Source organism: Sphingobium wenxiniae, assembly GCF_007830065.1.
GTDB classification, from domain to species: Bacteria; Pseudomonadota; Alphaproteobacteria; order Sphingomonadales; family Sphingomonadaceae; genus Sphingobium; species Sphingobium wenxiniae.
The window spans coordinates 105720-127035 of sequence record NZ_VLKK01000002.1 but is presented as its reverse complement, the minus strand read 5'-3'; the positions used below and the strand labels follow the sequence as shown (position 1 = coordinate 127035).

General features: G+C 65.0%; 20 protein-coding genes. 11 read left to right on the top strand and 9 right to left on the bottom strand.

Going from position 1 to position 21316, the window contains the following annotated elements; genetic code table 11:
• The first annotated feature begins 127 nt into the window (after nt 1-127).
• Nucleotides 128-796, top strand: a complete 669-nt coding sequence (locus IQ35_RS03015; protein WP_145071934.1) for a TetR/AcrR family transcriptional regulator — start codon at nt 128-130, stop codon at nt 794-796.
• A gap of 93 nt (nt 797-889) precedes the next feature.
• On the opposite strand, the gene IQ35_RS03010 is transcribed toward IQ35_RS03015, so the two are convergent.
• Complete coding sequence (locus IQ35_RS03010; RefSeq protein WP_145071933.1) at nt 890-1117, bottom strand: ferredoxin; 228 nt, start codon at nt 1115-1117, stop codon at nt 890-892.
• A 218-nt stretch (nt 1118-1335) separates the two neighbouring features.
• On the opposite strand from IQ35_RS03010, the gene IQ35_RS03005 reads away from it, so the two are divergent.
• Both IQ35_RS03005 and IQ35_RS03000 read left to right on the top strand, forming a co-directional pair.
• A complete protein-coding gene (locus IQ35_RS03005) occupies nt 1336-2406 on the top strand; it encodes a phosphotransferase family protein (protein WP_199739903.1) in 1071 nt (356 codons plus the stop codon).
• Nucleotides 2407-2428: 22 nt separating this feature from the next.
• Nucleotides 2429-3808, top strand: coding sequence for an acyl-CoA dehydrogenase family protein (locus IQ35_RS03000; protein WP_021246002.1), 1380 nt, complete (start codon nt 2429-2431; stop codon nt 3806-3808).
• A gap of 31 nt (nt 3809-3839) precedes the next feature.
• Here the strand turns inward: IQ35_RS03000 and IQ35_RS02995 are convergent, their stop codons facing one another.
• Together IQ35_RS02995 and IQ35_RS02990 are read right to left on the bottom strand one after the other, a co-directional pair.
• Nucleotides 3840-4670 carry an amidohydrolase family protein gene (locus IQ35_RS02995; protein WP_145071932.1) on the bottom strand — a complete coding sequence of 277 codons (831 nt, stop codon included), beginning with the start codon at nt 4668-4670 and terminating at the stop codon, nt 3840-3842.
• Entirely contained in the window at nt 4667-5581 is a 915-nt protein-coding gene (locus IQ35_RS02990) for a LysR family transcriptional regulator (protein WP_145071931.1), read from the bottom strand. Before IQ35_RS02990 ends, IQ35_RS02995 begins: the two co-directional genes overlap by 4 nt.
• Before the next feature lie 170 nt (nt 5582-5751).
• Between IQ35_RS02990 and IQ35_RS02985 the strand changes: the two genes are divergently transcribed.
• From IQ35_RS02985 to IQ35_RS02975, 3 genes are all read left to right on the top strand, one after another.
• Entirely contained in the window at nt 5752-6345 is a 594-nt protein-coding gene (locus IQ35_RS02985) for a UGSC family (seleno)protein (protein ID WP_059140338.1), read from the top strand.
• Nucleotides 6342-7409: a hypothetical protein gene (locus IQ35_RS02980; RefSeq protein ID WP_199739902.1), complete on the top strand. Its 1068-nt coding sequence runs from the start codon at nt 6342-6344 to the stop codon at nt 7407-7409. The genes IQ35_RS02985 and IQ35_RS02980 overlap by 4 nt, the downstream gene beginning before the upstream one ends.
• A gap of 91 nt (nt 7410-7500) precedes the next feature.
• Nucleotides 7501-8679 carry an acetyl-CoA C-acyltransferase gene (locus tag IQ35_RS02975; RefSeq protein WP_145071930.1) on the top strand — a complete coding sequence of 393 codons (1179 nt, stop codon included), beginning with the start codon at nt 7501-7503 and terminating at the stop codon, nt 8677-8679.
• 43 nt (nt 8680-8722) lie between these two features.
• Here IQ35_RS02975 and IQ35_RS02970 read toward each other — a convergent pair whose 3' ends face one another.
• The 3 genes from IQ35_RS02970 to IQ35_RS02960 are packed head-to-tail and all read right to left on the bottom strand — an operon-like array spanning nt 8723 to nt 11424.
• Nucleotides 8723-10009, bottom strand: coding sequence for an acyl-CoA dehydrogenase family protein (locus IQ35_RS02970; protein ID WP_021246008.1), 1287 nt, complete (start codon nt 10007-10009; stop codon nt 8723-8725).
• A 3-nt stretch (nt 10010-10012) separates the two neighbouring features.
• Nucleotides 10013-10399, bottom strand: coding sequence for a DUF6285 domain-containing protein (locus IQ35_RS02965; protein WP_021246009.1), 387 nt, complete (start codon nt 10397-10399; stop codon nt 10013-10015).
• Between the two features lie 5 nt (nt 10400-10404).
• On the bottom strand, nt 10405-11424 hold the full coding sequence (locus IQ35_RS02960; protein ID WP_199739901.1) for a phosphotransferase family protein: 1020 nt from the start codon (nt 11422-11424) through the stop codon (nt 10405-10407).
• Nucleotides 11425-11562: 138 nt separating this feature from the next.
• Here IQ35_RS02960 and IQ35_RS02955 point away from each other — a divergent pair, with 138 nt between their 5' ends.
• The 5 genes from IQ35_RS02955 to IQ35_RS02935 all read left to right on the top strand — a co-directional run bounded on the left by IQ35_RS02955 (nt 11563) and on the right by IQ35_RS02935 (nt 18222).
• Nucleotides 11563-13149, top strand: a complete 1587-nt coding sequence (locus IQ35_RS02955) for a long-chain-fatty-acid--CoA ligase (protein WP_145071929.1) — start codon at nt 11563-11565, stop codon at nt 13147-13149.
• A gap of 24 nt (nt 13150-13173) precedes the next feature.
• On the top strand, nt 13174-13968 hold the full coding sequence (locus IQ35_RS02950; protein ID WP_021246012.1) for an enoyl-CoA hydratase-related protein: 795 nt from the start codon (nt 13174-13176) through the stop codon (nt 13966-13968).
• 11 nt (nt 13969-13979) lie between these two features.
• Nucleotides 13980-15140: an acyl-CoA dehydrogenase family protein gene (locus tag IQ35_RS02945; RefSeq protein ID WP_021246013.1), complete on the top strand. Its 1161-nt coding sequence runs from the start codon at nt 13980-13982 to the stop codon at nt 15138-15140.
• 28 nt (nt 15141-15168) lie between these two features.
• Nucleotides 15169-15807 (top strand): TetR family transcriptional regulator, encoded by a 639-nt coding sequence (locus tag IQ35_RS02940; RefSeq protein WP_021246014.1) that lies wholly within the window; start codon nt 15169-15171, stop codon nt 15805-15807.
• A gap of 204 nt (nt 15808-16011) precedes the next feature.
• The gene (locus IQ35_RS02935) at nt 16012-18222 is read left to right on the top strand and encodes a CoA transferase (RefSeq protein ID WP_158636574.1); all 2211 of its coding nucleotides are present in this window, start codon (nt 16012-16014) and stop codon (nt 18220-18222) included.
• A 252-nt stretch (nt 18223-18474) separates the two neighbouring features.
• On the opposite strand, the gene IQ35_RS02930 is transcribed toward IQ35_RS02935, so the two are convergent.
• From IQ35_RS02930 to IQ35_RS02920, 3 genes are read right to left on the bottom strand one after another with little or no spacing between them, the layout of a single operon-like run.
• A complete protein-coding gene (locus tag IQ35_RS02930; RefSeq protein ID WP_145071926.1) occupies nt 18475-19458 on the bottom strand; it encodes an NAD(P)-dependent oxidoreductase in 984 nt (327 codons plus the stop codon).
• Nucleotides 19459-19484: 26 nt separating this feature from the next.
• Entirely contained in the window at nt 19485-20243 is a 759-nt protein-coding gene (locus IQ35_RS02925; RefSeq protein ID WP_021246018.1) for a class II aldolase/adducin family protein, read from the bottom strand.
• Nucleotides 20243-21289, bottom strand: coding sequence for a TauD/TfdA family dioxygenase (locus IQ35_RS02920; protein ID WP_158636573.1), 1047 nt, complete (start codon nt 21287-21289; stop codon nt 20243-20245). Before IQ35_RS02920 ends, IQ35_RS02925 begins: the two co-directional genes overlap by 1 nt.
• Nucleotides 21290-21316 lie beyond the last annotated feature (27 nt).

Sequence of the window (21316 nt, the reverse complement as noted above, 5' to 3'; positions counted from 1 at the left end):
GGTGCGCCGGAACCATGATATCCTATTCCGCCCAGATTCGCTTGCGGATCGTGTCGGAAGACCGATCGGGTTTGTCCCGGCATTTCATCCTTGATCGACGACATGTTTGGCCGATAGGCGGAATGGCATGTCCATCGGATTCAAGCAGCGGCGGAGCGGGCGCGGTGAAGCGACTCGTATCGCGATCATCGAGGCGGCGGAAATATTGTTCGCCGAACATGGCGTCAACGGTGCTTCGCTCCGCCAGATCGGCACCGCCTCCGGCTCGGCCAACACCAATGCGGTCGGCTATCATTTCGGCAATAAGGAGGCGCTGGTCGCGGCGGTCATAAGCCACCGCCTGCCCGACATAGAAGCCGTCCGGACGCGCATGTTGCGGGGATGGGAAGAGAGCGGCGAACCCGCTTCCCTGCGCGACCTGCTGTTCATCATGTTCCATCCCGTCGTCCAGCAGCGCAACTCTGACGGACAGCGCAGCTATGCGGCATTCATAGGCGGTATTTTCCGGTCCGGTTCGGCCTGGCAGAGATACAGTCTGGGCGACGAATATCCGACAACCAGACGGATCATTCGCATGATCCGCGATTGCCTGGCCATCGACCCGCAGCTGTTTAAGGCGCGCATGAAAATCTGCACGAACATGATCGTTTCGTCACTGGACCTGCTGGAAAAGGAGGGCATTGTCAGTGAGGAGAGCGAGGGGCAGCAGTTTCTGGATGCGATCGTCATGGCGGAGGCGGCGCTTCGTGCGCCGAACATTCCGGAAACCGGTTTCGCGCATATGGCGGATTGGTGATGTCAGCAGTCGCGCTGCGCCGATCGGTCGCTCGCCATGCTGTTCTGCCCCCGTATATGCCGCGCGCATCGGCGGAGCGGCGGGCGGGCCGGGCTACGCCTTTTCCGGCGGCCACACCTTGCCGCTGGGATCGTCGATCGTGCGGATGATTCGTTCCGGGCAGGCCTTGGCGCCGTTGCGCGCCGGACCTTCCATGCCCACGGGCACATCGAACCCGTCGGTGTCGATATAGCCCACCTCGTCAAGGGCATAGAGTTCCGGCGCTACAGCCTGGCAGCGGGCATGGCCAACGCAGCCCTGGCGGTCGATCACTATCTTCATGGCCCTGTTCTCCTCTCCGCCATTACTGAACGATTGAGTTTAGTTATGCCACAAGAGGCATGCCGTCAATTTCAGCCTGGGTTGCGCACGGCGATTGGGTGAGCGGGAGCGCCGACCGGCACGCCCGGACGTCCTGCGTGATCGCTCACATGATGGATTGCATATTTGGATAGACATATGTCCAGCGTAATGCTCCTTGTCTTCCCGAGGAGACAAGCATGAGCGCACCATTTCAACCCGAAGAGCGTGAGCGCCTGGATGCCTGGTTGCAGGCCAATATTCCTGCGCTGGGCGAAGGCGTGCTGAAAACCGAATCGGTCAGCGGCGGCACGAGCAATATCGTGGTCCGGCTGGCCCGCGAAAACGGCCTGCGCCCGCTCATCCTGCGTAAGGCGCCCGACCGCGCGCCGCCGGCGAGCGAGAAGGCGATCCAGCGCGAGGCGACGGTGCTGAAGGCATTGACGGGATCGCGCGTGCCGCATCCCGGTTTCCATGGGTTCTGCGATGACAACGCCATACTTGGCGGTCCCTTCTACGTCATGGATCAGGTGGACGGCTGGGCCGCGGACCTCAGTCCGATCACGGATCAGATGAGCTACAAGCCGGACTTCACCGGGCCGGACCTTCACTATCTCGGCTATGCGATGATCGACGGCATCGTTGAGATGGCGAACCTGGACTATCTGGCCGCGGGACTGGAAACCTTCGGCAAGCCGGACCGATTCCTTGAGCGCCAGGTCGAACGATGGCGCGGCCAGCTCGACAGCTATCCCCAGCGTTATCCGGGTTACGAGAAGCGCGACCTGCCGGGGCTGGCATATGTGTCCGATTGGCTGAACGCCAACATACCCGGCACGGGCCGCCCCGGCCTGATGCATGGCGACTATGCGATGAACAACGTCATGTTCGCCAATCGCCCGCCGGCGCGCCTTGCCGCTATCATCGACTGGGAGACGGCAACGATCGGCGACCCGATGCTTGATCTTGCCGCCTATGCCGGCCAGTTGCGCCGCCGCGACGGCGTGCAGCCCGCGCGGCCGTATCTGGACACCGCGTTATTCCCTTATTTCGAGGATGCGGTGGATTATTTCGGGGAAAAGACCGGGCGCGACGTGTCGGCGATCGACTATTATCTCGTGCTTCAGAAATTCCGCATGGCCTGCATCATAGAATATAAGGTTGCCGAGGCGGCGGTGGGCATCGCCCCGCCCGAAAAGGGCAAGCGGTTCGATAACTTCGTTCGCGTCCTGCTCGGCGAGGCGGAAGCGCTCGCTCGCGCAGCCGCTTGAAATCTGCATTGGGAGAAGCAGGATGGATTTCACCGTAGAACCGGAATTTCAGAAGAAGCTCGACTGGATGAAGGACTTTGTCGAGAACAAGGTTCGTCCCCTCGAATTCATCTACGATTATGACAAGGACGCGGCCTATGACATCAAGAACAAGCCGCTGCGCAAGATCATCAAGCGCCTCCAGCAGGAGGTGAAGGAGCAGGGCCTGTGGGCCGCGCATCTGCCCCCGCATCTGGGCGGCAAAGGCTTCGGCGCGGTCAAGCTCACCTATATCAACGAGATGTTCGGCACATCGGCTTTCGGGCCGGTGATATTCGGCTGCCAGGGACCGGACACCGGCAATATGGAAATCCTCGCCATGTTCGGGACCGAGGAGCAGAAGGCCAGATATCTCCAGCCCGTGCTCGACGGCGATATGTTCTCCACCTTCGCGATGACCGAGCCGCAGGGCGGATCGGACCCGACCAACTTGCGCTGCGTCGCGCGCCGCGATGGTGACGACTGGGTGATCACCGGCGACAAATGGTTCGCGTCCAACGCCAACCACGCCGAATTCATGATCGTGATGACCGCGACCGATCCCGACGCGCCGCCGCACAGCCGCGCCACGATGTTCATCGTCCCGACCGACGCGCCGGGCTTCGAGATCGTGCGCAATATCGGCTTCTGGACGGACAGCCCCAATTCGGGCGGGCATCCCTGGATCCGCTTCAATGATGTCCGCGTGCCCGACAGCGCGCGGCTCGGCCCGGTGGGAGAGGGGTTCAAGGTCGCGCAGTCGCGTCTGGGCGGCGGGCGGCTGCATCATGCCCAACGCACCATCGGCCTCGTCAAGCATCTTATCGACATGATGGCGGAGCGCGCGGTCAGCCGCTTCTCGGGCGGGAAACCCATCGCGGAGAAGCAGGCGGTCCAGACGATGATCGCGGAAAGCTATATCGAATATATGCAGTTCCGGCTGCTCGTCCTCTACACCGCCTGGATGTTCGACCAGCAGGAGGAGCATGGCGCGCAGGGCCGCAAGATGATCAGCGCGATCAAGGCGGCGATGGCCAAGATCGCGCAGGACGTGACGGTGCGCGCGGTGCATCTGCACGGGTCGCACGGCCTGTCGAACATCATGCATTTCGGCGAGCTTATGGCCGTGGCGCTGCATGAGGGCGCGGCCGATGGCGTGACCGAATTGCATCTCGCCAATGTGTCCAAGCTGCTGCTGCGGGAATATACGCCGCGTCTCGACAGCAATCTTCCGAGCGAAACCACTTTCATCAAGAAGGTCTGGGCTGAAAAACAGCTCAAACCCATTCTCGACGAGCTTGGCCTCACATTCGAGGAAGGCCATGCCGATACCGAGAAGAACCCGCCCGTCGAGAAATATAATCTGAAGCCCGTGTCGCTCTGATGTCGGTGGGCCTGCCGTTGGACAGGTAGGGTTATCGCCAGTCCAGCCAGGCCCGTATGCCGCCGCCCATCACAAGATCCCTGTCCCGTCCCCTGAGCCAGGAGAATCCGCTGCGAAAGGTTTCGACCAGGAGCGGGTAGGGGCAGGGCAGGCGGCTGAGGTCCGATCCCCAGAACAGCCGCTCCGCTCCGAAGCGCTGGAACAGGCGCTCGACATAGGGCGCAACATCGGCCCATGGGTGTTGCAGGGCACTGTAATCCGGCAGGCAGGTCGCCTTCACCGCGACATTGGCAAGGTTGCCGAGCGCCAGAACATCTTCGATCTGCGCGAAGGCTTCCCCGCCCTTCCTGTGCACCCGTGCGCCCATATGGTCGACGATGATCGGCAGGGCCGGGTGGTTCCGCGCGATTGCCGTCAGCAGCGGCATCTTGCCTGACGGCGCCAGCATGAGGGGGAGGCGGACCGCCGCCGCCGCATGCCAGAAAGGGTGATCCGGTCCTTCGGCCACGCGGGGATCGCCATCGCTCAGGATCAGCCGCGCACCCAACATTCCGGGTTGCTGCCGCCATGTCGGCAACTTGTCGAGCAACGCCGGTCCGGGTGCGATCCGGCCCATCACCGCGAAGCGTTCAGGGTAATCCGCCGCTGCCTGGAGCGCGACATCGTTGCGGTCGCCTTCCCACGAGGGCGGAACGATGATCGCCCGCTCCACGCCCGCCGCGTCCATCTCGCCCAGCGCTTCGGCGGCGGACAGGGGGATTGCGCGCTGGGGAACGGCGGTACGGCCCTCGGCGCCCGCTGCCGGCCAGCGCCGGTCCGGGCGATCGGCCTCCCAGATGTGGATTTGCGCATCGACAATCATCGTTCCAGCCCGCCCGGCGCCATCTTTGCCGCCCTGTCGACCAGGGCGAGGAATTTGTCGCGTGGAGCGGAGCGTTTCGCGGCATCCCAGGCAAGGACGAACTGCTTGGCCATCGCCAGACCCTCGATCGGGCGCAGCGCCAGCCCCTCCCAGCCGCCGCGCCGCTGCGCTCCCATGACGATAGCTAGGCCAAGGCCCGCCGAAACCAGGCTCAGCATGGCCGCGTCGCTGGACGCCTCCACCAATATCCGTGGGCGTATGCGGTGCGTCGCGAACGCCTGCACGATGCCGTCATGCGTATCGGCATTGATCTCGCGCCGCAGCCTGACCATGGGCTGATTCGCCAGATCCTCCAGGGATATGGCCGCCTTACGCGCAAGAGCGTGCCCTTCGGGCATGACCAGCATGAAGGCAGCCTCGTCGAGTATGCGATATGCAAGCCCCGTCGCTGGACCGGGCACGCGATAATGGAAGCCGATGTCGACCGCTCCGCTCAGCAGAGCATCCTCCTGAGCGGCCATACCCATTTCCGACAGTTGGACGGCGACATTGGGAAAGGCGGCGCGGAACAGGCCAAGGCACTGGCCGACGAGCGGCTGCTGGCCCGCTATCTCGTTAAAGGCGATGGTCAAATCGCCGCTCTCCCCACGGTCGGCAAGCCTGGCGCTGGACAGCGCCAGTTCGACTTCGCGCAATATCTTGCGCGCGCCGCGCTGGAACACCTCGCCCGCGGGGGTCAGCGCGACACCCCGGCTCGACCGCTCGAACAAGGGGGCGCCGATATCGTCCTCCAGCGCCTTTATCCGCTGTGACAGAGCCGGTTGGGAAACGGCGATGCGCTCGGCGGCGCGTCGGAAGTTCAACGTGTCCGCCACCGCCAGGAAGTAACGTATCTGCCGCAGGTCCATCATGATCTCAACTGACGCGATAAGGTAACGTTATCACAAGATCAAAACACGCTATTGGTCAAGACGGATTCCGTCTGTCATCTTGCAGAGAGTTCAAAGCCCATGGCTGCGGGCGATAGTCAGCCCCGGGAGAGATGCCTGTGCCACACGACCAGAGCGACGGCGGCTTTTTGATGAGTCCCCTTGGTGTCCGCTTGGCGGAGCGCGCGCCGATCGCGCTCCGCCTGAAGACATTGCGGGGCGCGCGGATCGGCCTGCTCGACAACACGAAGAAGAATGCCGATCGCCTGCTTGCCGCCGTGGGCGCGATATTGATCCGCGATCATGGAGTGGCGGAACTGATCTCCCGCCGGAAGATCAGCTCCTCTCCTGCGGCGCCTGACGAGATGATCGACGACCTTGCCAGATGCGATGCCGTCATTAACGCTTATGGCGATTGCGGCTCGTGCACATCCTGGTGCGTCCATGACGGCGTGACGCTGGAAAAGCGCGGCGTGCCGACCGCAACGGTCAATAGCGACGCCTTCGTCGTGCTGGGGCAGCAGGAAGCGGTCGCGCTGGGCGTGCCGGGGCTTCCCATCGTCACGGTTCCCCATCCCATGGGCGACGTTTCGGCGGAAGAGGTTGAAAGGCGCGCGGCAGCGATGGCGGCTCAGGTGGTCCATGTGCTTACCGGCGATGCCGACACCCTCGAAACGGAGTATACCGACCGCTTCATCGATGAAAGCGACAAGTTCACCCGTTCGGAAATGATGTGCGCCATATGACGACGATGACTCCCGACAGCGCGGAGCGCTTTCTCACCATTCCCGCAACGCTCGATTTCGAGGAAGCGAACGAAGAACTCTATCGGCTGGGCGTGACGGACGGGCTTCCCGTCGTCCCGCCGACTCCGGATCGCGTGGCTCGAATGCTGGACGGCCTGCGCCGCGACCCGGCCGAATCCCTGGGCGCGCTCGGCCCGGCTTATGGGCAGGCGACAATCGAGAAGATCGCCGTCAACGCGGTGATGGCGGGTTGCCGGCCCGAATATCTGCCCGTTCTGGCCGCCGCCGTGGAAGCGATGGTGGAATATGAGTTCAATCTCTACGGCATCAATGCCACGACCCATCCGGTCACGCCCATGCTGGTGATAAACGGCCCGGCGGCGGAGCGGCTGCGCGTCAATTCAGGCTATAACTGCATGGGACAGGGCTGGCGCGCCAACGCCACCATCGGCCGCGCCATCCGGCTGATCCTCGTCAACATCGCCGGAGGCACGCCGGGCAAGGGCGACCGCGCCACACATGGCACGCCCGCCAAATTCAGCTTCTGCCTTGCCGAGAATGAACTGGCCTCGCCCTGGCTGCCGCTGCATGTCCGCCGCGGCTTCGCGCCCGACATGTCGACCGTGACGGTTCATGGCAGCGAATCCCCGCATGAGATCAACAATCACACCAGCGAAGACGGCGAGGGCATCCTGCGCACCTTCGCCGACACCATTTCGACGATTGGCCATAACAACAGCTATCTGGGACGTGGCGAGGTTGCGATCTGCATTGGCCCCGAACATGCGCAGACCATTGCCCGCGACGGTCCGGGCATCCAGGACATCCAGGACTATCTGTTCCGCAACGCAGGCAACCGCCGTTCGGAACTGCTGGCCATCGCGCGCGATAATTTCGACGCCATGGCGCCATTCGACAGATCGGAAGAAGATCCTTTCGTGCCCCTGGTCGAGAAGCCCGAGGATTATCTGTTGTTCGTGGCCGGCGGCGTCGGCAAGCACAGCATGGCCATGCCGAGCTTCGGGCTTACCCGTTCGGTGACCAAGGCGATCGATCTGGGATAGTCCTCAGCCAAAGCGCCCTTCCATTATACCGTTTGGTATGTAAGAAAGGCAGACAGGCACAAGCAGTAGCCGCTGAAATCAGGAACCTGTCATGACCGCAGCGCTCATCGTCTCGGCCGCCCGGACGCCTATCGGGCGGGCTTTTCGGGGTGCGTTCAATGCCACCACGCCGCAAGCGCTGTCGGGCCATGCGATCGCCCACGCCGTTGCTCGCGCGGGCCTTGCGCCCGGAGAGGTGGAGGACTGCATCTGGGGCGCCGCGCTCCAGCAGGGAATGCAGGCGCGCAACATTGCGCGGCAGGCGGCGCTGCGAGCGGGGCTGCCGGTCGGTGTTGCGGGCATGTCGATCGACCGGCAATGCGCGTCCGGTCTGATGGCAATAGGCGTGGCGGCCAATCAGGTGGCAAATGACGGCATGGGCATCTGCGTTGCGGGCGGGGTCGAGTCGGTATCGCTGGTCCAGACCGGTGAAATGCGCGTCGGTTCCGATGACGATCTGGTGGCGATGCAGCCTGACATCTACATGCCCATGCTGCAAACCGCCGAGGTGGTGGCTGCGCGCTATGGCATCGGCCGGGACGCACAGGACGCCTATGCGCTGCGTTCCCAGCAGCGCACGGCCGCCGCGCAGGCGGCAGGGCGCTTCGATGCGGAAATCGTACCCTTCACGGCGGGCATGGCCGTCACGGATAAGGCGACGGGCGAGATCAGCCGGCGCGAGATCACGCTTGCCGCCGATGAGGGCAACCGGCCCGACACAACGGCGGAGGGCCTCGCAAGCCTGAAGCCGGTCGTATCGGCGGACGGTTGCATCACCGCGGGCAATGCCAGCCAGATGTCGGACGGCGCGGCGGCGGTGGTGGTGATGGACGAGGCGCTGGTGGCGAAGAAGGGGCTGACGCCGCTCGGCCGCTATGTCGGTATCGCCGTGGCAGGCACGCGGCCCGACGAGATGGGGATCGGCCCGGTCTTCGCGGTGCCCAAACTGCTGGAACGCAACGGCCTGACCATGGCGGACATCGGCTTGTGGGAACTGAACGAGGCGTTCGCGGTGCAAGTGCTCTACTGCCGCGACAGGCTGGGCATTCCGGACGAGCTGCTCAATGTGGACGGCGGCGCCATTTCCATCGGCCATCCCTATGGGATGAGCGGCGCGCGCATGACGATGCACGCGCTGATCGAAGGCAAGCGCCGGAGCGCCCGCTATGTCGTAGTGACGATGTGCGTCGGCGGCGGCATGGGCGCGGCGGGGTTGTTCGAGGTGATGTAGGGCCGTCTCCGAACCGGCCGGAACATTGTCCCAACGGTCCGTCCTAGACGAACATGGCTTTCCGCGGCCCCCGATAGCCGAACATGAATGCCGCGATCTTGCGCATCTGGATTTCCTCCGACCCTTCGGTGATGCGATAACGGCGGTGATGGCGGAAGATATGCTCGAACGGCTTGTGCCGCGAATAGCCGATCGCGCCATGGACCTGCATCGCCCGGTCGGCGGCCTCCGTGCACAGGCGGTTGCCCCAGTAATTGCACATCGACACCTTGTCGGAGATGGTCCGTTCCACCTCGTCCAGGGTCATCTTGTCCATCTCCGCCCCGGTCTTGTAGATGAGGAGGCGCAGCATCTCCGCCTGCGTCGCCAGTTCGACCAGCGGAAACTGGATCGCCTGGTTGTCGGACAGCGGTTTGCCGAAGGGCTTGCGCCGCCGCGCGTGCTTGACGCTTTCCTCGATGCAATAGGACGCCGCGCCCAGGGAGGCGGCCGCCTGCCGCAGCCGGTTCTGATTGACGAAGGATTGCGCGACCATCAGGCCGTTGTCGACCTCTCCCAGCACGGCGCTCTCGGGCACCCAGCAGTCCTTGAAATAGACATAGGGATGGTCGGTCGGCATGTTGAAGGTCCAGAGATATTCGCCGATCTCCAGGCCGGGATTGGGGAGGGGCACCAGGAAGCAGGTGATGCCCCTCGCCGTGCCGTCCGTGCCGCCGGTGCGCGCGAAGGTCGCGCAGTGGCTGCCGACATGGATGCCGGTCGTCCACATCTTCGTGCCGTTGATGACCCAACCGGGCACGCCGTCGCGGGTCTCGCGCGTTGCCGTGCTCTCCATGAAGGTGGCGTCGGAACCGTGATCCGGTTCGCTCAGGCCGAAGCAGATGCGGCGGCTGCCGTCGATCATGCCGGGGATCAGATCCTCCTGCTGTTCGGGCGTACCGTATTGCATCAGCATCGCGACATAGGGAAAGTTGCCGACGATCGAATGTTCGTTCTGGATATCGTTGTGAAGGCCAAGACCCATGGCGGCGAAGCGGTCGCGGATCACCGCCATCCAGAGCTGCGACCCTTCCTTGCCGCCATATTGCCGGGGCAAGGTGAAGCGCAGGTGCCCGGCGGCATCGGCGCGCCGCTTCGCCTCGCGCAGCAATTCCTCCCACTCATGGCGCGGCAGGCCGCCCCGGTCGAAATCGGTGCGCGCCCATTCGCGGCGATGGTCGAAGAAGCGGATATTGTCGTCGGCCTCCTCCAGCGGCTTGATCTCCGCCGCGATAAAACGGTCCAGATCGTCGAGATAGGCCAGAAGGTCCGGCGGCAGATTGAAATCCATGACTTACTCCTGAAGTCCCGCAGCGCCGGTTTCGGCGCGGTAAGAGGCATAATTGGGCTGGTCGACGGCCAGTTTCGCGAGCGTTGTCGTCCAAAGATGATCGATGAGGGCCGGGTCGGTGAGCGCGATGGCACCCTCTTCGATCCGGCGCGCCAGATCGGCGGCGAGTTCCTCCTCGCTGCCCTCCCGGCCGAGCAGACCGGCCAGCCGAGCATGGGTGCCGTCCGCCGCCGCGCCGTCCGCAGCCGTCTGCCGCGCCACCAGGTCGAGCGCATTGGCGAGAATGCGGGTCTTGAAGGACAGTTCGGGCGGCAGGGCAGGGATCAGCTCGCGGCGCAGGAAAGCGGCTGCGGCCGTGAGGATTTCGCATGGATCGGGCCTGTCGTGCATGGGTGTCATCTCCTCGGCGCGATGAGGCGCAGCAGGTCGAGTTCGGTTTCCGACGCGCGGCGCGCGATCATCGCGCGCTCGACCGACGGATCGGCGCCGCCGCGAAACTCATCGACGCTGCGCGCGCACACGACGCCCCAGTAAAGCGAGCCATAGGCTTCCCAGAAACGCAGGCGGTCGGGGGAGGGGATGCAGCCGCCTGCCGCGCCATAGCCCGCGAGCAGGTCCTCCCGCGTTCCGAAGCCGCCTGCGGGCTTGTCGAGATTGCCGAAGCGCCAGGAGGGCACGCAGAACCAGCCGAGATCCTCCGCCGGGTCGCCCAGATGCGCATTCTCCCAATCGAGCACGGCGCTGATCCCGTCCGGCGCGATCATCAGATTGCCGTTGCGGAAATCGCCATGAACCAGCGCGGGCTTTTCCGGCGCATCCGGCGCATGGGCGCGCAGCCAGGCGAAGGCATAGGCGAAGACCGGGCTGACCTGCTCCGTCGCACGATAATGAGCGTGCAGCCATTCGACCCGGCTCAGCGGGGTAAAGCGTTCAAGGCGGTCGAGGCCGTCCGTCGGCACCGCATGGATCGCCGCGAGCGCTTTTCCGCAGTCGCCCGCCAGGCGCGGCCGGATCGCGCTGAAGGCGTCCCCTTGCAGGATCTTGCGCGGGATCGTCTCGCCCGCCATCCGGCGCATGACGAAGCCCTTGCCCAGTCCATCGCCGGCGGAAAGAACGTGAAGGACTTCCGGGGCCGGCACGCCATTGCCATATGCGGTCCGAATCACCAGCGCCTCCGCATCGAGGCCGATGCCGGTCGAGCGTTGCAGCGTTCCGCCGCGCGCGCGCCGCAATATCAACGGCACGGCGCCCGCCTCCGTCTCCGCGTCCAGCGCCCATGTCTCCTGATTGGCGCCGCCCGTCAGCCGCCGCGCGTTATGCACGGCGGTGCAGCCGGGGACCGCCGCACGCGCGAGTGGCAGCAGCAGGAGCCGCGGATCGCCTTTCGCCAGCAGGTCGGTTGGTTCGTCGTTCACCGAAGCGCCGTCCTCTCTTCACTTGTGCCGTCTGGCGTTCGAACGGCCATTGCCAGATAGAGCAGTAGTTCGCTATGGCAAGAAAAATACCAATCGGTATGTTGAAGTCCAGTGATCGCGAAGCCGCAAGGAGCGTCGATGCCATCAATGCCGGAGAAGAGAGAGGATGGCGCACTGCCCCCGGCGGTCGCCGGCAGCTTGGGCGAAACGCTGCGGCTGAACGCGCGGCATTTCGGCCGGTCGCTCGGCGTATCGGCCCCCGAACGGACGTTGAGCCATGCCGATCTCTACCGGCGCGGGCACCGTATCGCCGCGGGACTCGCCGCGCTGGGGGTGGACCGGGGGCAGCGGATCGCCATGCTGGCCATGAACTGCGTCGAGATGCTGGAGATCTACGCGGCGGCGGAGATTTCGGGCATCGCCATCGTTCCGCTCAATTTCCGCCTGTCGCCCGCTGAACATGCGGTTATCCTGCGCGATTGCCGCCCGGTCCTCTTGTTCTTCGAGGATCAATATGCCGAAATGATCGCGGGTTTGCGCGGCGCCATCGACACGCTAGCCCATTGCATCGCCATCGGATCGGCGCCGCATTGGGCAATCCCGTTCGAGGATTTCGTGGCGGGCGCGGCGGAAGCGGTGGACTGGCCGCCTTTCGGCGATGATGCGCTGGCCTGCATCCTCTATACCAGCGGGACGACGGGGGCGCCCAAGGGCTGCATGCATAGCCATCGCGGCTTTCGCGCGCTGGGGGCGCTGATGACCGCAAAGATGGGCCTGACCGCCAGCGACCGGGGTCTGGTGACGATGCCGCTGTTTCATATGGGCGGCAAGGCGGTACAGCTCGGCCTGCACTGGTCGGGCGGGGAGATGTTCATCCAGCGCGGCTTCGATCCGCTGGCCGTGCTGGAGACGATCGCGCGCGAACGGATTACCGTCGCGCACATGGCCCCGACGATGATCCAGACTTTGCTGGAGCATCCCGATTTCGACGCCTTCGATCTTTCCAGCCTGCGCGTCATCTTCTATTCGGCCGCGCCCATGCCCGAGCCTGTGTTGCGCCGGGGGCTGGAAAAGCTGGGGCCGGTGTTCATCCAGAGCTATGGCCAGACCGAGATCACAGGCACGGTGCTGCCCGCGCGCTGCCACCGGCTGGACGGCGCGGAAGCGGACCGGCGGCACCTGACATCGGTTGGCGTCCCCCCGCGCGGCGTCGAGGTCAGGATCGATGGCGCGGAGCGCGCGGGCGCGCCGGGCGAGGTGCTGATGCGCAGCCCGGCGGCGATGACCGGCTACTGGAACAATCCGGCCGCTACGCGCGACACGATGCGGGACGGCTGGGTCCGCACCGGCGATATCGGCCTGCTGGACGAGGAGGGCTTTCTCTTCCTGGTGGACCGCAAGAAGGACGTCATCATCTCGGGCGGCGAAAATATCTATTCGCGCGAGGTGGAGAACGCCCTTTACGCGCACCCGGAGGTCAGCGAGGCCGCGGTCATCGGCGTGGCCGACGCGCAGTGGGGCGAAGCGGTATGCGCGATCATCGTGCGTGAGCCGGGAAGCAGCCTGGACGCCGCCGCCGTCATCGACCACTGCCGCACGCTGATCGCCGGCTACAAACGCCCCCGCCGCGTCGAGTTCGCGGACGCGCTTCCCAAGCTTCCCAGCGGCAAGATCGACAAGAAGGCGCTGCGCCGGATGCGCGCCGCCGCCGGACCATCACACTAAAATTCCACGCCGAAAGGATCGCTCGTGCTCAACTCCACCTATGACTATTTCTCTTTCCGCAGGGATGCCAACATCCTCTACGTCACCATCGACAATGCGGATCGGCACAACCGCGTAGACGCGGCCATGCACAAGGAATTGTCGCGCCTCTTCTACGAAATCGGCGAAGACCCCGAAAGCGACGTCGTGGTGCTGTCGGCGGCCGGCCGCTTCTTCGGCGTCGGCGGCGACCTCGACTATATGCGCGATCAGATCGAGGACCCGAACCTGTTCCACCGTTCCGTGCGGGAAGCCAAGCGGATCATCTATGGCATACTCGAATGCGACAAGCCCATCGTCGCGCGCGTCCATGGCGACGCCATCGGCCTGGCGGCGACCATGGCGCTGGCCTGCGACATCGTAATCGCGGACGAGGAGGCGACGATCGTCGACCCGCATGTGCGCGTCGGACTGGTGGCGGGCGATGGCGGGGCGCTGCTATGGCCGCAGATGATCGGCTATGCCCGCGCCAAATATCATCTCCTCACCGGCCGTCCGCTGAAAGGACGCGAGGCGGCCGGGATCGGGCTGATCGCCAGGGCCGTGCCGACCGCCGAGCTGGACGGCGCGGTCGAGGAGATCGCCCGCGAGCTGGCGAGCGGCGCGACCAAGGCGATCCGCTGGACCAAATCCACCGTCAATTCCGAACTCCAGCGCATGGCCCACAGCATCATGGATATCGGCATGGCCTATGAGGCGGTGTCGGGCCGCACGCATGATCATGACGAGGCGATCAAGGCATTTCGCGAGAAGCGCTCGCCCGAGTTCAAGCAGGTCTGATCGATACGGTCATGGGCATCAGCGCCGAAGAATTCGCCATGATCCAGGACAGCGTGGATCGGCTGCTGGACGACATCGCGCCAGTCGGCGAAGTGGAGCGATGGGACCGGGAGGACAGCCTGCCGCGCGCGCTCGTCGAACGCATGGCGGGCGTCGGATTGTGCGGCATCGCGATCCCCGCCGAATTTGGCGGCCTGGGACTTGGCGATCGCGAAACGCTGGCGGTGATCCGCCGGATTGCGCGCCGCTCCACCGCGCTCGCCAGCCTCTACATCGCAAGCGTCAGCTATGCGGGCGCCAATATTCTGCATCTGGGCAGCGCGGCGCAGAAGGCCGCCTTGCTGCCGCTGGTGGCGGAGGGCAAGCTGCTGTTCGCGCTGGGCTTGTCGGAACCCAATGTCGGCGCCGATCTCGCCAGCGTGGAGACGCGCGCGGAGCTGGACGGCGAGGAGATCGTCATCAACGGCGCCAAGCGCTGGTGCACGGGCGCCGACTATTCCGACTATATCTATGCGCTCGTGCGCTCCGGCGGCGTCGAAAACCGCCGCCGCAACCTGTCCTTCGTGCTGGTGCCGACCGACAGTCCCGGCATTTCCATGACGAAGGTGGAGACGATGGGGATGCGCGGTCCCTCCACCAACGACGTGCGGTTCGACGATGTGCGTGTGCCGCGCGACAATGTGATGGGCGGCTTCGCAATGTGGAACCGCGCCTGGGAGCAGCTGGCGGGGCCGACACTGGAGATCGAGAAGCTCCAGCCCGTTGCTATGGCGATCGGGATAGGCGAGGCCGCGGTCGAGGAAGCATGGGCTTATAGCCAGGAGCGCGTCCAGTTCGGCACCCGCATTTGCGGCCATCAGTCGGTGCGGCACATGCTGGCTGAAGTGCAGACCGGTCTGCAGGCATGCAAGCTGATGCTCGACCACTCGCTCGATCTGATAGACCGGGGCGAAGCGAGCAGCGTACAGACCTCCATGACCAAGCTGTTCGTGGCCGACGGCGTGGTGGAGATCGTGCTGAAATGCCAGCGCATCCTGGGGGCCTATGGCTATGCCCAGGGCTTTGCCATGGAACGGCTGGTGCGCGACGCGCTGGTGCTGCCGATCTTCGGCGGATCGTCGGCGATTCAGAAAGGCAATATCGCCAATCTGCTCAAACTGCCCAAAGGATGATGGTGGACCAGAGAAAGGAGCGCGCACCGTGAAGGCCGGGACGCAGGACACACCCTCCATGCGCCGCGACGATGTGCTGCGCGCGGCCGCCGAAGTCTTCATGGACAAGGGCTATGGTGCGACATCGATCAACCAGATCGCCGAGCATATGGGCTCGACCAAGGGGAAGCTCTATTATTACTATTCAAGCAAATACGAGCTTTATCTCGATATTCATGTGACGGCGTTGCGCCTCGCGACGGACCGCTGCCTTGCGGCACGGGCGCGGGAAACGGCGCCGGACAGGCAACTCTGGTCGATCGTGCACGAACAGGCGCTGATAAATCTGGAAGGTTCACCGATAAACCGTGTCGCGATCCAGGGGCTGGAGCGCTATATGCTGCGGCTTGACGAAAATCCGATGGGCAAGCTCACGCGCCGTCTTCTCGGGTTACGGACCGATTTCGAGCGTATCTATATCGATGTCATCGAACGCGGCGTGCGCGAGGGAGTGTTCCCCGCCGATACCGACGCCGGCCTCAGCGCCAAATGGGTGCTGGGCGTCGTCAACTGGATAGTCATCTGGGCGTCGCCCAGGAAGAAGCCGAAGCGCGCGCGCGCGGAGGTCGCCCGTGACGCCGCTGACTTCGCCCTCGCGGGCGTGGCGCGTTCGCGCGTCCCGCTCTGAACGGGGCCAGGCCAACGAGGATGCTTGCTTACAGTATGGATAGGCTGCCATCCTGTATCCAGAAGCATCGCGGATCAATGCAGTCCGACTCGCTGGCAATTTGCGTTTCCAGCCAGGCGTGCGGCAGCATTCCTATTCGCCGGCATCTCAAAACCGCTTCGCAAAACAAGCAGCTCCGACCGAGCGAATCAGGGAGAGATAAAATTGGCGTCCAACCTACCACTTGCAGGCTATCATGTTCTCGACCTTGGCAGAACGCGCGCGGTGGCGCAGGGCACGCACTTTCTGGCGTTGCTGGGCGCGCGCGTAACCCGGATCGATATTGAAGGATCGTGCCTGTCGGACGTGCACGATGTCTTGTGGAACCGCGACAAGGAGCGCTTGGCGGCGGCGCACGACCCCGCGGACCGCGCCCGGCAGCTTGTGAGCCATCTTTCGGCCGTCGACATCGTCATGCATGATTTCCTGCCTTCGGAAGCCCGGGCGCTGGGCCTTGATCCGGACAGCCTGTCCGCCGCCTATCCGGCGCTTGTGCATGTGGCGGTCGGCGCCTGGCCGGCTGGACATCCCCATCAGGACATGCCTGTCGATGATGCGCTTGCGCTCGGCAGCGCCGGCCTGTTCGACGAACAGCAGCCGGTCGCGCGCGACGGGCCGTTGTGGCTTCGCTTCCCCTTCAGCAGCGCGCTGGCCGCCTATGTGGCCGCAAGCGGCGCGCTCGCCCGCCTCTATGCGCGCAACCGGTCAGGCAAGGGCGGGCCGGTGTCCACCAGCCTGGTGCAAGCCGGGCTGCTGCCCATGATGATGCACTGGACCCGCGCGGAAAACCCCACGCCATCCGTCCAGTTCGGCATGCCCAAGGATTCCGGCGCAACGCTGTTCGAATGCGCTGACGGGCAATGGATCCACATCATGGGCGCGGCGGAAAAATCACCCGCGATCGCCAAGGCCCTGGCGGAGATGCCCCGTGAAGTGCGGGATCGCCACAATGAAAAATATGCGGGGGCCGTCATCCCCTATCTGGACGGCGAGCGCGGGGCGGTCGAGGCCATCCTCATGACGCGCCCGTCCCGCGAATGGCTCACCGAATTCTGGGCGTCCGACGTACCCGCGCAGCCGGTGCAGCCGATGGGCGCGCTGTTCAAGGACGAGCAGGCGCTGGCGGCAGGCTATGTCGTCCAGCGGGAACTGCCCGGTGTCGGTAAGATACGCGTGGCGGGCGCGCCGTTTCACCTGTTGACGGATACGATCGGCCCGGACGGCGCTGTGCCGCCTGTGGCCGATGTCGCTCAGGGCGCGCCGAAACTGCCGTTGGAAGGCGTCAAGGTTCTGGATCTCGGCGCCTTTCTCGCCGGCCCGTTGGTGCCGATGCTGCTGGGCGATCTTGGCGCCGACGTCATCAAGCTGGAACCGCTGGCGGGCGATCCGATGCGGCCGGGGGAGTGGGCGTTCAACGGATGCCAGCGCAGCAAGCGCTCGATCAGCGTCCAGCTCAAGGACCCGCGCGGGCGCGAAGTGATGGAAAGGCTGGTCGGCTGGGCAGACATCGTCCATCACAATCAGCGGATGCCTGCCGCCGACAAGCTCGGTTTCGGGTGGGACCGGGTGCGCGCGATCAATCCTTCCGCCATTTATTCCCATGTCAGCTCCTACGGCCCCGCAGGCCCGCGCAAGGACTGGCCGGGCTATGACCAGTTGTTCCAGGCATCGGCCGGATGGGAACAGGAGGGCGGGGGCGAAGGCAATCCGCCGATGTGGCACCGCTTTGGCGTGGTCGACCATCTGGCTGCGTTGGCGTCCCTGCTGGTCACGCTCGCGGCCCTGGTGCGCCGCGACCTTACGGGCAAGGGGGAATGGGTCGCGGCGTCGCTGCTGGGCGCCAGCATGGCCGCATGGGACAGCTATATGGACGAGCAGGATCGCCTTGCGCCCGCGCCCCGGCTCGATTCGATGCAGATGGGCGAGGGTCCGGCCAAGCGGATCGCAAGGACGTCGGACGGATGGATCGTGATGAGTTCCGACGATCCCGAAGCCCCGCACAGGCTCGCGCGTCTGGCGGGGGATCGGCCGGTCGATGACTGGATGGCCGGACAACCCGCCGATGCCCTGCTGGCGATGCTGAAGGCCGGCGGCATTCCCGCGACCCGGCTCACGCTGGACAATCGCGACGCCTTTCTTTCGGACCCCGCCAATCGCGCGCTTTCGCTCTCGATCAGCGCGCAGCATCCCGTCTACGGTGCGTTCGAGACCATCGGCGGCGCATGGAATTTCGGACCCGATCTGCGCCTGTCGCTCGACCTGCCCCCTCCGCTGCTGGGCCAGCACACGCGGATGATCCTGTCCGAACTGGGCCTAGCGGAGCACGCCCAGCAATTGCTGTTCGACGAACAGATCATCCGGGAGACTCGCGCATAGGAGACGATTCCCGGCCGCGCATCGGTCACGACGCCGTTCTCCACCGCCAGCCGGCCGTTCACGATCACATGATCGGTGATTCCCATCGTCTCGGCGGGAACCTGCGTCAGTTGGCGCACGACCTGCTCGATGGGCATGAAGCCATATTCGCGCGCCTTTTTTCACGCGGAAACGCGGAGTGTCCGCAAGCCGCCGATGCGGACATGGATTGATTCACGCCAAGCGCCGGGGTCGGCGGTCGTCATGGCATGGTCAGACGCGTTCCGGGGGAGTTGCGTGAACGGCCGGTTCCCGCTCCGCCAGTCCAATCAGGCCGTCGCCTCGCAATAGGCGTGCAATATTGTCCGCCGCGCGCTGATAGACCGTATCGAGAAAGCTCTGCCCGGCGGCGGCGACGTGCGGGCTGAGGAAAACCCGTGGATGGCTATATAGCGGATGTCCTGCCGGCAGCGGCTCGGGTTCGGTCACGTCCAGCGTGACGCGGGAGAGCGTGCCGGCGTCCAAAGCGGGGATCAGCGCCGCATGGTCGACCAGGCTGCCACGCGCGACATTGACAAGGTGAAGCCCCGGCTTGGCGGCGGCCAAAGCAGTCGCATCGATGACATGCCGGGTCGCGTCCGTGCCCGGAGCAGCCAGCACCAGATGATCGCAGTTTCCAATCAGGGCCGGCATGTCGGCCGCCTGCTCCACCCCATCCATGCCGAGGGGCGCGTCCGAACCCCGGACGGCGGTCACGCGCATGCCGAGCGCCAGTGCCTGCTCCGCCAGCGTGCGGCCGATGCTGCCGAAGCCATATATGCCAAGTCGACTGCCTCTGATCGAGGGCGCCATGCGGCGATGCCATTGATCGGGTCCTTTCATCCACATGGCCGGCATGTCCCGCGTCGCCGCGAATATCGCCGCCAGGCAATATTCGCTGATCGGCGGCCCTGAGAGACCGATGGCGGAGGTGACGGGCGGGCCGGCAAACAGCCAGTCCGGATAAAAGTCCGTCCCCGTGGAAATGAGCTGGATCAGCCGCAGGCGGCCCGGCCAGCCGGGCGGCGGCCGATCCTGCCATCGCGCGCCCGAGCGCGTGTCGGGATAGTGAAGAAAGACATCCGCCTCCATTATGGCGCTATGATCATAGCCGGGCGGCACTTTGCGGACGTCCGCTCCCCCCAGCATCGCCGCGACGATATTGTCGGCCCTGTCGCCGAATTGACTGGCGATCATGAATGTGCGGTCCGCCGTCATTCGCGAAGCTTTCCCGTGTCGCAGGCTCAGGTGTCGAAACCGGGGCTGAGCCGCTGCGCCCTGCGCAAGGCGGCGGGCCAGGCAATCGCGGCATAGCGCGCGGCATCGCGTCCCATTTCGCCCGTGCGCGCGATCACCTCCGGATCGGCATCGTGCAGCGGCCGGTTCATGCCCAGCGTCCGCACCTGCGCGGTGCAGGCGCGCTCCAGCGTATATATCCGGATAAAGGCTTCGGCGACGCTCGCCCCCAGCGCGAGCGTGCCGTGATTGCGCAGCACCATCATGTTATGGCTGCCGAGATCGCGCTGTAGCCGCCCGCGCTCGTCGAGGTCGAGCGCTACGCCTTCATAATCGTGGAAGCTTATGTCGGCTCCCGCCAGCATCGCGGTCTGGTTGAGCGGCAGCAGCCCTTCTTCCAGCGCGGAAACCGCCATCCCGTCCAGCGTGTGCAGGTGAATGACGCAGCCGGCGTCCTCCCGCGCCTGATGCACGGCGCTGTGGATGGTGAAGCCGGCCGGATTCACCGGTGCATCCGATCCATCGGTCACGCGCCCGTCGGCATCGATGCGCACGAGATTGGACGCCGTGATCTCCTCGAAGGTCAGGCCGAGCCGGTTGATGAGGAACGTGTCATGCGTGCCGGGCACGCGCGCGGAGATGTGGGTCGCGATAAAATCGTCCCAGCCGTTGAGCGCGACCAGCCGGTAGCAGGCGGCCAGGTCGACACGGACCTGCCATTCGGCGTCGGTCATCTCGCGGCCCCGGGCCAGCGATGCGGTTGCCATCATTGTTCTCCTTCCTCGAGCAGGGCGACCTGGACATTGCGCTCGCCCTCAAAGGGATTGCGGCCATGGAAGGTCACGATGTTGTCGATGAGCAGCAGGTCGCCCGCCGCCCAGCGAAAGCCGCCCGCCATCTTGTCGAGCAGGCCGAAGATATGGCGCACATCGTCGAGCGGTATTTCGCCGCCGTCGCCAAATCGCACTTCATATCCCTTGGGCCGTCCATCGGCATACCATGCGTCATAGGCTTCCCAGCGCGCAGGCTCGCTTTCGGGCATCATGGTCTGGCTGTGGATATGGTTGAACCATAGCGTCTCCCCCGTCAGCGGATGGGTGACGAGGCCGGGCGCCGAATATTCGGCGCTGAGACTGCCGTCGTCGAGCCATCTCCAGGAAAGGCCCATGCGCGTGCAGGCGGCCTCCGCCTCGGCTGGATCGTCCGTGTAGAAGGCTTCCTGCCAACTGCGGTGGGCGGAGGCGAGGACGGCGGGAATTTCGCCCGGCCCCCGGAAGTTACGGATATAGCGCACACCCCGATCGCGCACCGCGTCGCGCAGGCGGGCGGGCACCAGCCGGTCGAAGCTGCGGACGTCCGCCGTGATCGTCTCGCCGCCGGTGCGGGAGGGCCGGGCGCAATAGAACAGGATCTTGCGAGGCCAGCGCGGCAGATAGGCCATCTCCTGATGGACGATCAGCCGGTGCTCGGGCGGCGAGCGCGTCGCCTCGAACACGCGCTCGGCCAACTGGCTGCGGGGGGTCGCGCCGCCGACATAGCCTTCGCGCGGCGCGTCATAGAGGCAGGCGAGGGCGCTGAAATCCTGAGTGCAGGTCACGGCAAACCCATGCATGCGGACGGGGCCTTCGCGGGCGATCAATTGTTCGAGCGCAGGCCGATGGGCGTCGAACCAGCCGAGAAAGGCGGCGGGATCCCGCGCGAGTTCGGGCGCGCGGGGTTCCAGCGTGACCACAGCGCCGGCAGCGGCGGACTTACGGATGCTGACGTCATCCAAAGGGAGCGCGCCGCGGTCGAGGGTCAGGCTGTCCATCATGTCTTTCCTCCGCGTCCCTTGGGCCGC

Excerpts from the sequence above, each read along its gene's own strand:
- IQ35_RS03015 (WP_145071934.1), top strand. The coding sequence starts at position 128 with ATGTCCATCGGATTCAAGCAGCGGCGGAGCGGGCGCGGTGAAGCGACT.
- IQ35_RS03010 (WP_145071933.1), bottom strand. The coding sequence starts at position 1,117 with ATGAAGATAGTGATCGACCGCCAGGGCTGCGTTGGCCATGCCCGCTGC.
- IQ35_RS03005 (WP_199739903.1), top strand. The coding sequence starts at position 1,336 with ATGAGCGCACCATTTCAACCCGAAGAGCGTGAGCGCCTGGATGCCTGG.
- IQ35_RS03000 (WP_021246002.1), top strand. The coding sequence starts at position 2,429 with ATGGATTTCACCGTAGAACCGGAATTTCAGAAGAAGCTCGACTGGATG.
- IQ35_RS02995 (WP_145071932.1), bottom strand. The coding sequence starts at position 4,670 with ATGATTGTCGATGCGCAAATCCACATCTGGGAGGCCGATCGCCCGGAC.
- IQ35_RS02990 (WP_145071931.1), bottom strand. The coding sequence starts at position 5,581 with ATGATGGACCTGCGGCAGATACGTTACTTCCTGGCGGTGGCGGACACG.
- IQ35_RS02985 (WP_059140338.1), top strand. The coding sequence starts at position 5,752 with ATGAGTCCCCTTGGTGTCCGCTTGGCGGAGCGCGCGCCGATCGCGCTC.
- IQ35_RS02980 (WP_199739902.1), top strand. The coding sequence starts at position 6,342 with ATGACGACGATGACTCCCGACAGCGCGGAGCGCTTTCTCACCATTCCC.
- IQ35_RS02975 (WP_145071930.1), top strand. The coding sequence starts at position 7,501 with ATGACCGCAGCGCTCATCGTCTCGGCCGCCCGGACGCCTATCGGGCGG.
- IQ35_RS02970 (WP_021246008.1), bottom strand. The coding sequence starts at position 10,009 with ATGGATTTCAATCTGCCGCCGGACCTTCTGGCCTATCTCGACGATCTG.
- IQ35_RS02965 (WP_021246009.1), bottom strand. The coding sequence starts at position 10,399 with ATGCACGACAGGCCCGATCCATGCGAAATCCTCACGGCCGCAGCCGCT.
- IQ35_RS02955 (WP_145071929.1), top strand. The coding sequence starts at position 11,563 with ATGCCATCAATGCCGGAGAAGAGAGAGGATGGCGCACTGCCCCCGGCG.
- IQ35_RS02945 (WP_021246013.1), top strand. The coding sequence starts at position 13,980 with ATGGGCATCAGCGCCGAAGAATTCGCCATGATCCAGGACAGCGTGGAT.
- IQ35_RS02930 (WP_145071926.1), bottom strand. The coding sequence starts at position 19,458 with ATGACGGCGGACCGCACATTCATGATCGCCAGTCAATTCGGCGACAGG.
- IQ35_RS02925 (WP_021246018.1), bottom strand. The coding sequence starts at position 20,243 with ATGGCAACCGCATCGCTGGCCCGGGGCCGCGAGATGACCGACGCCGAA.
- IQ35_RS02920 (WP_158636573.1), bottom strand. The coding sequence starts at position 21,289 with ATGATGGACAGCCTGACCCTCGACCGCGGCGCGCTCCCTTTGGATGAC.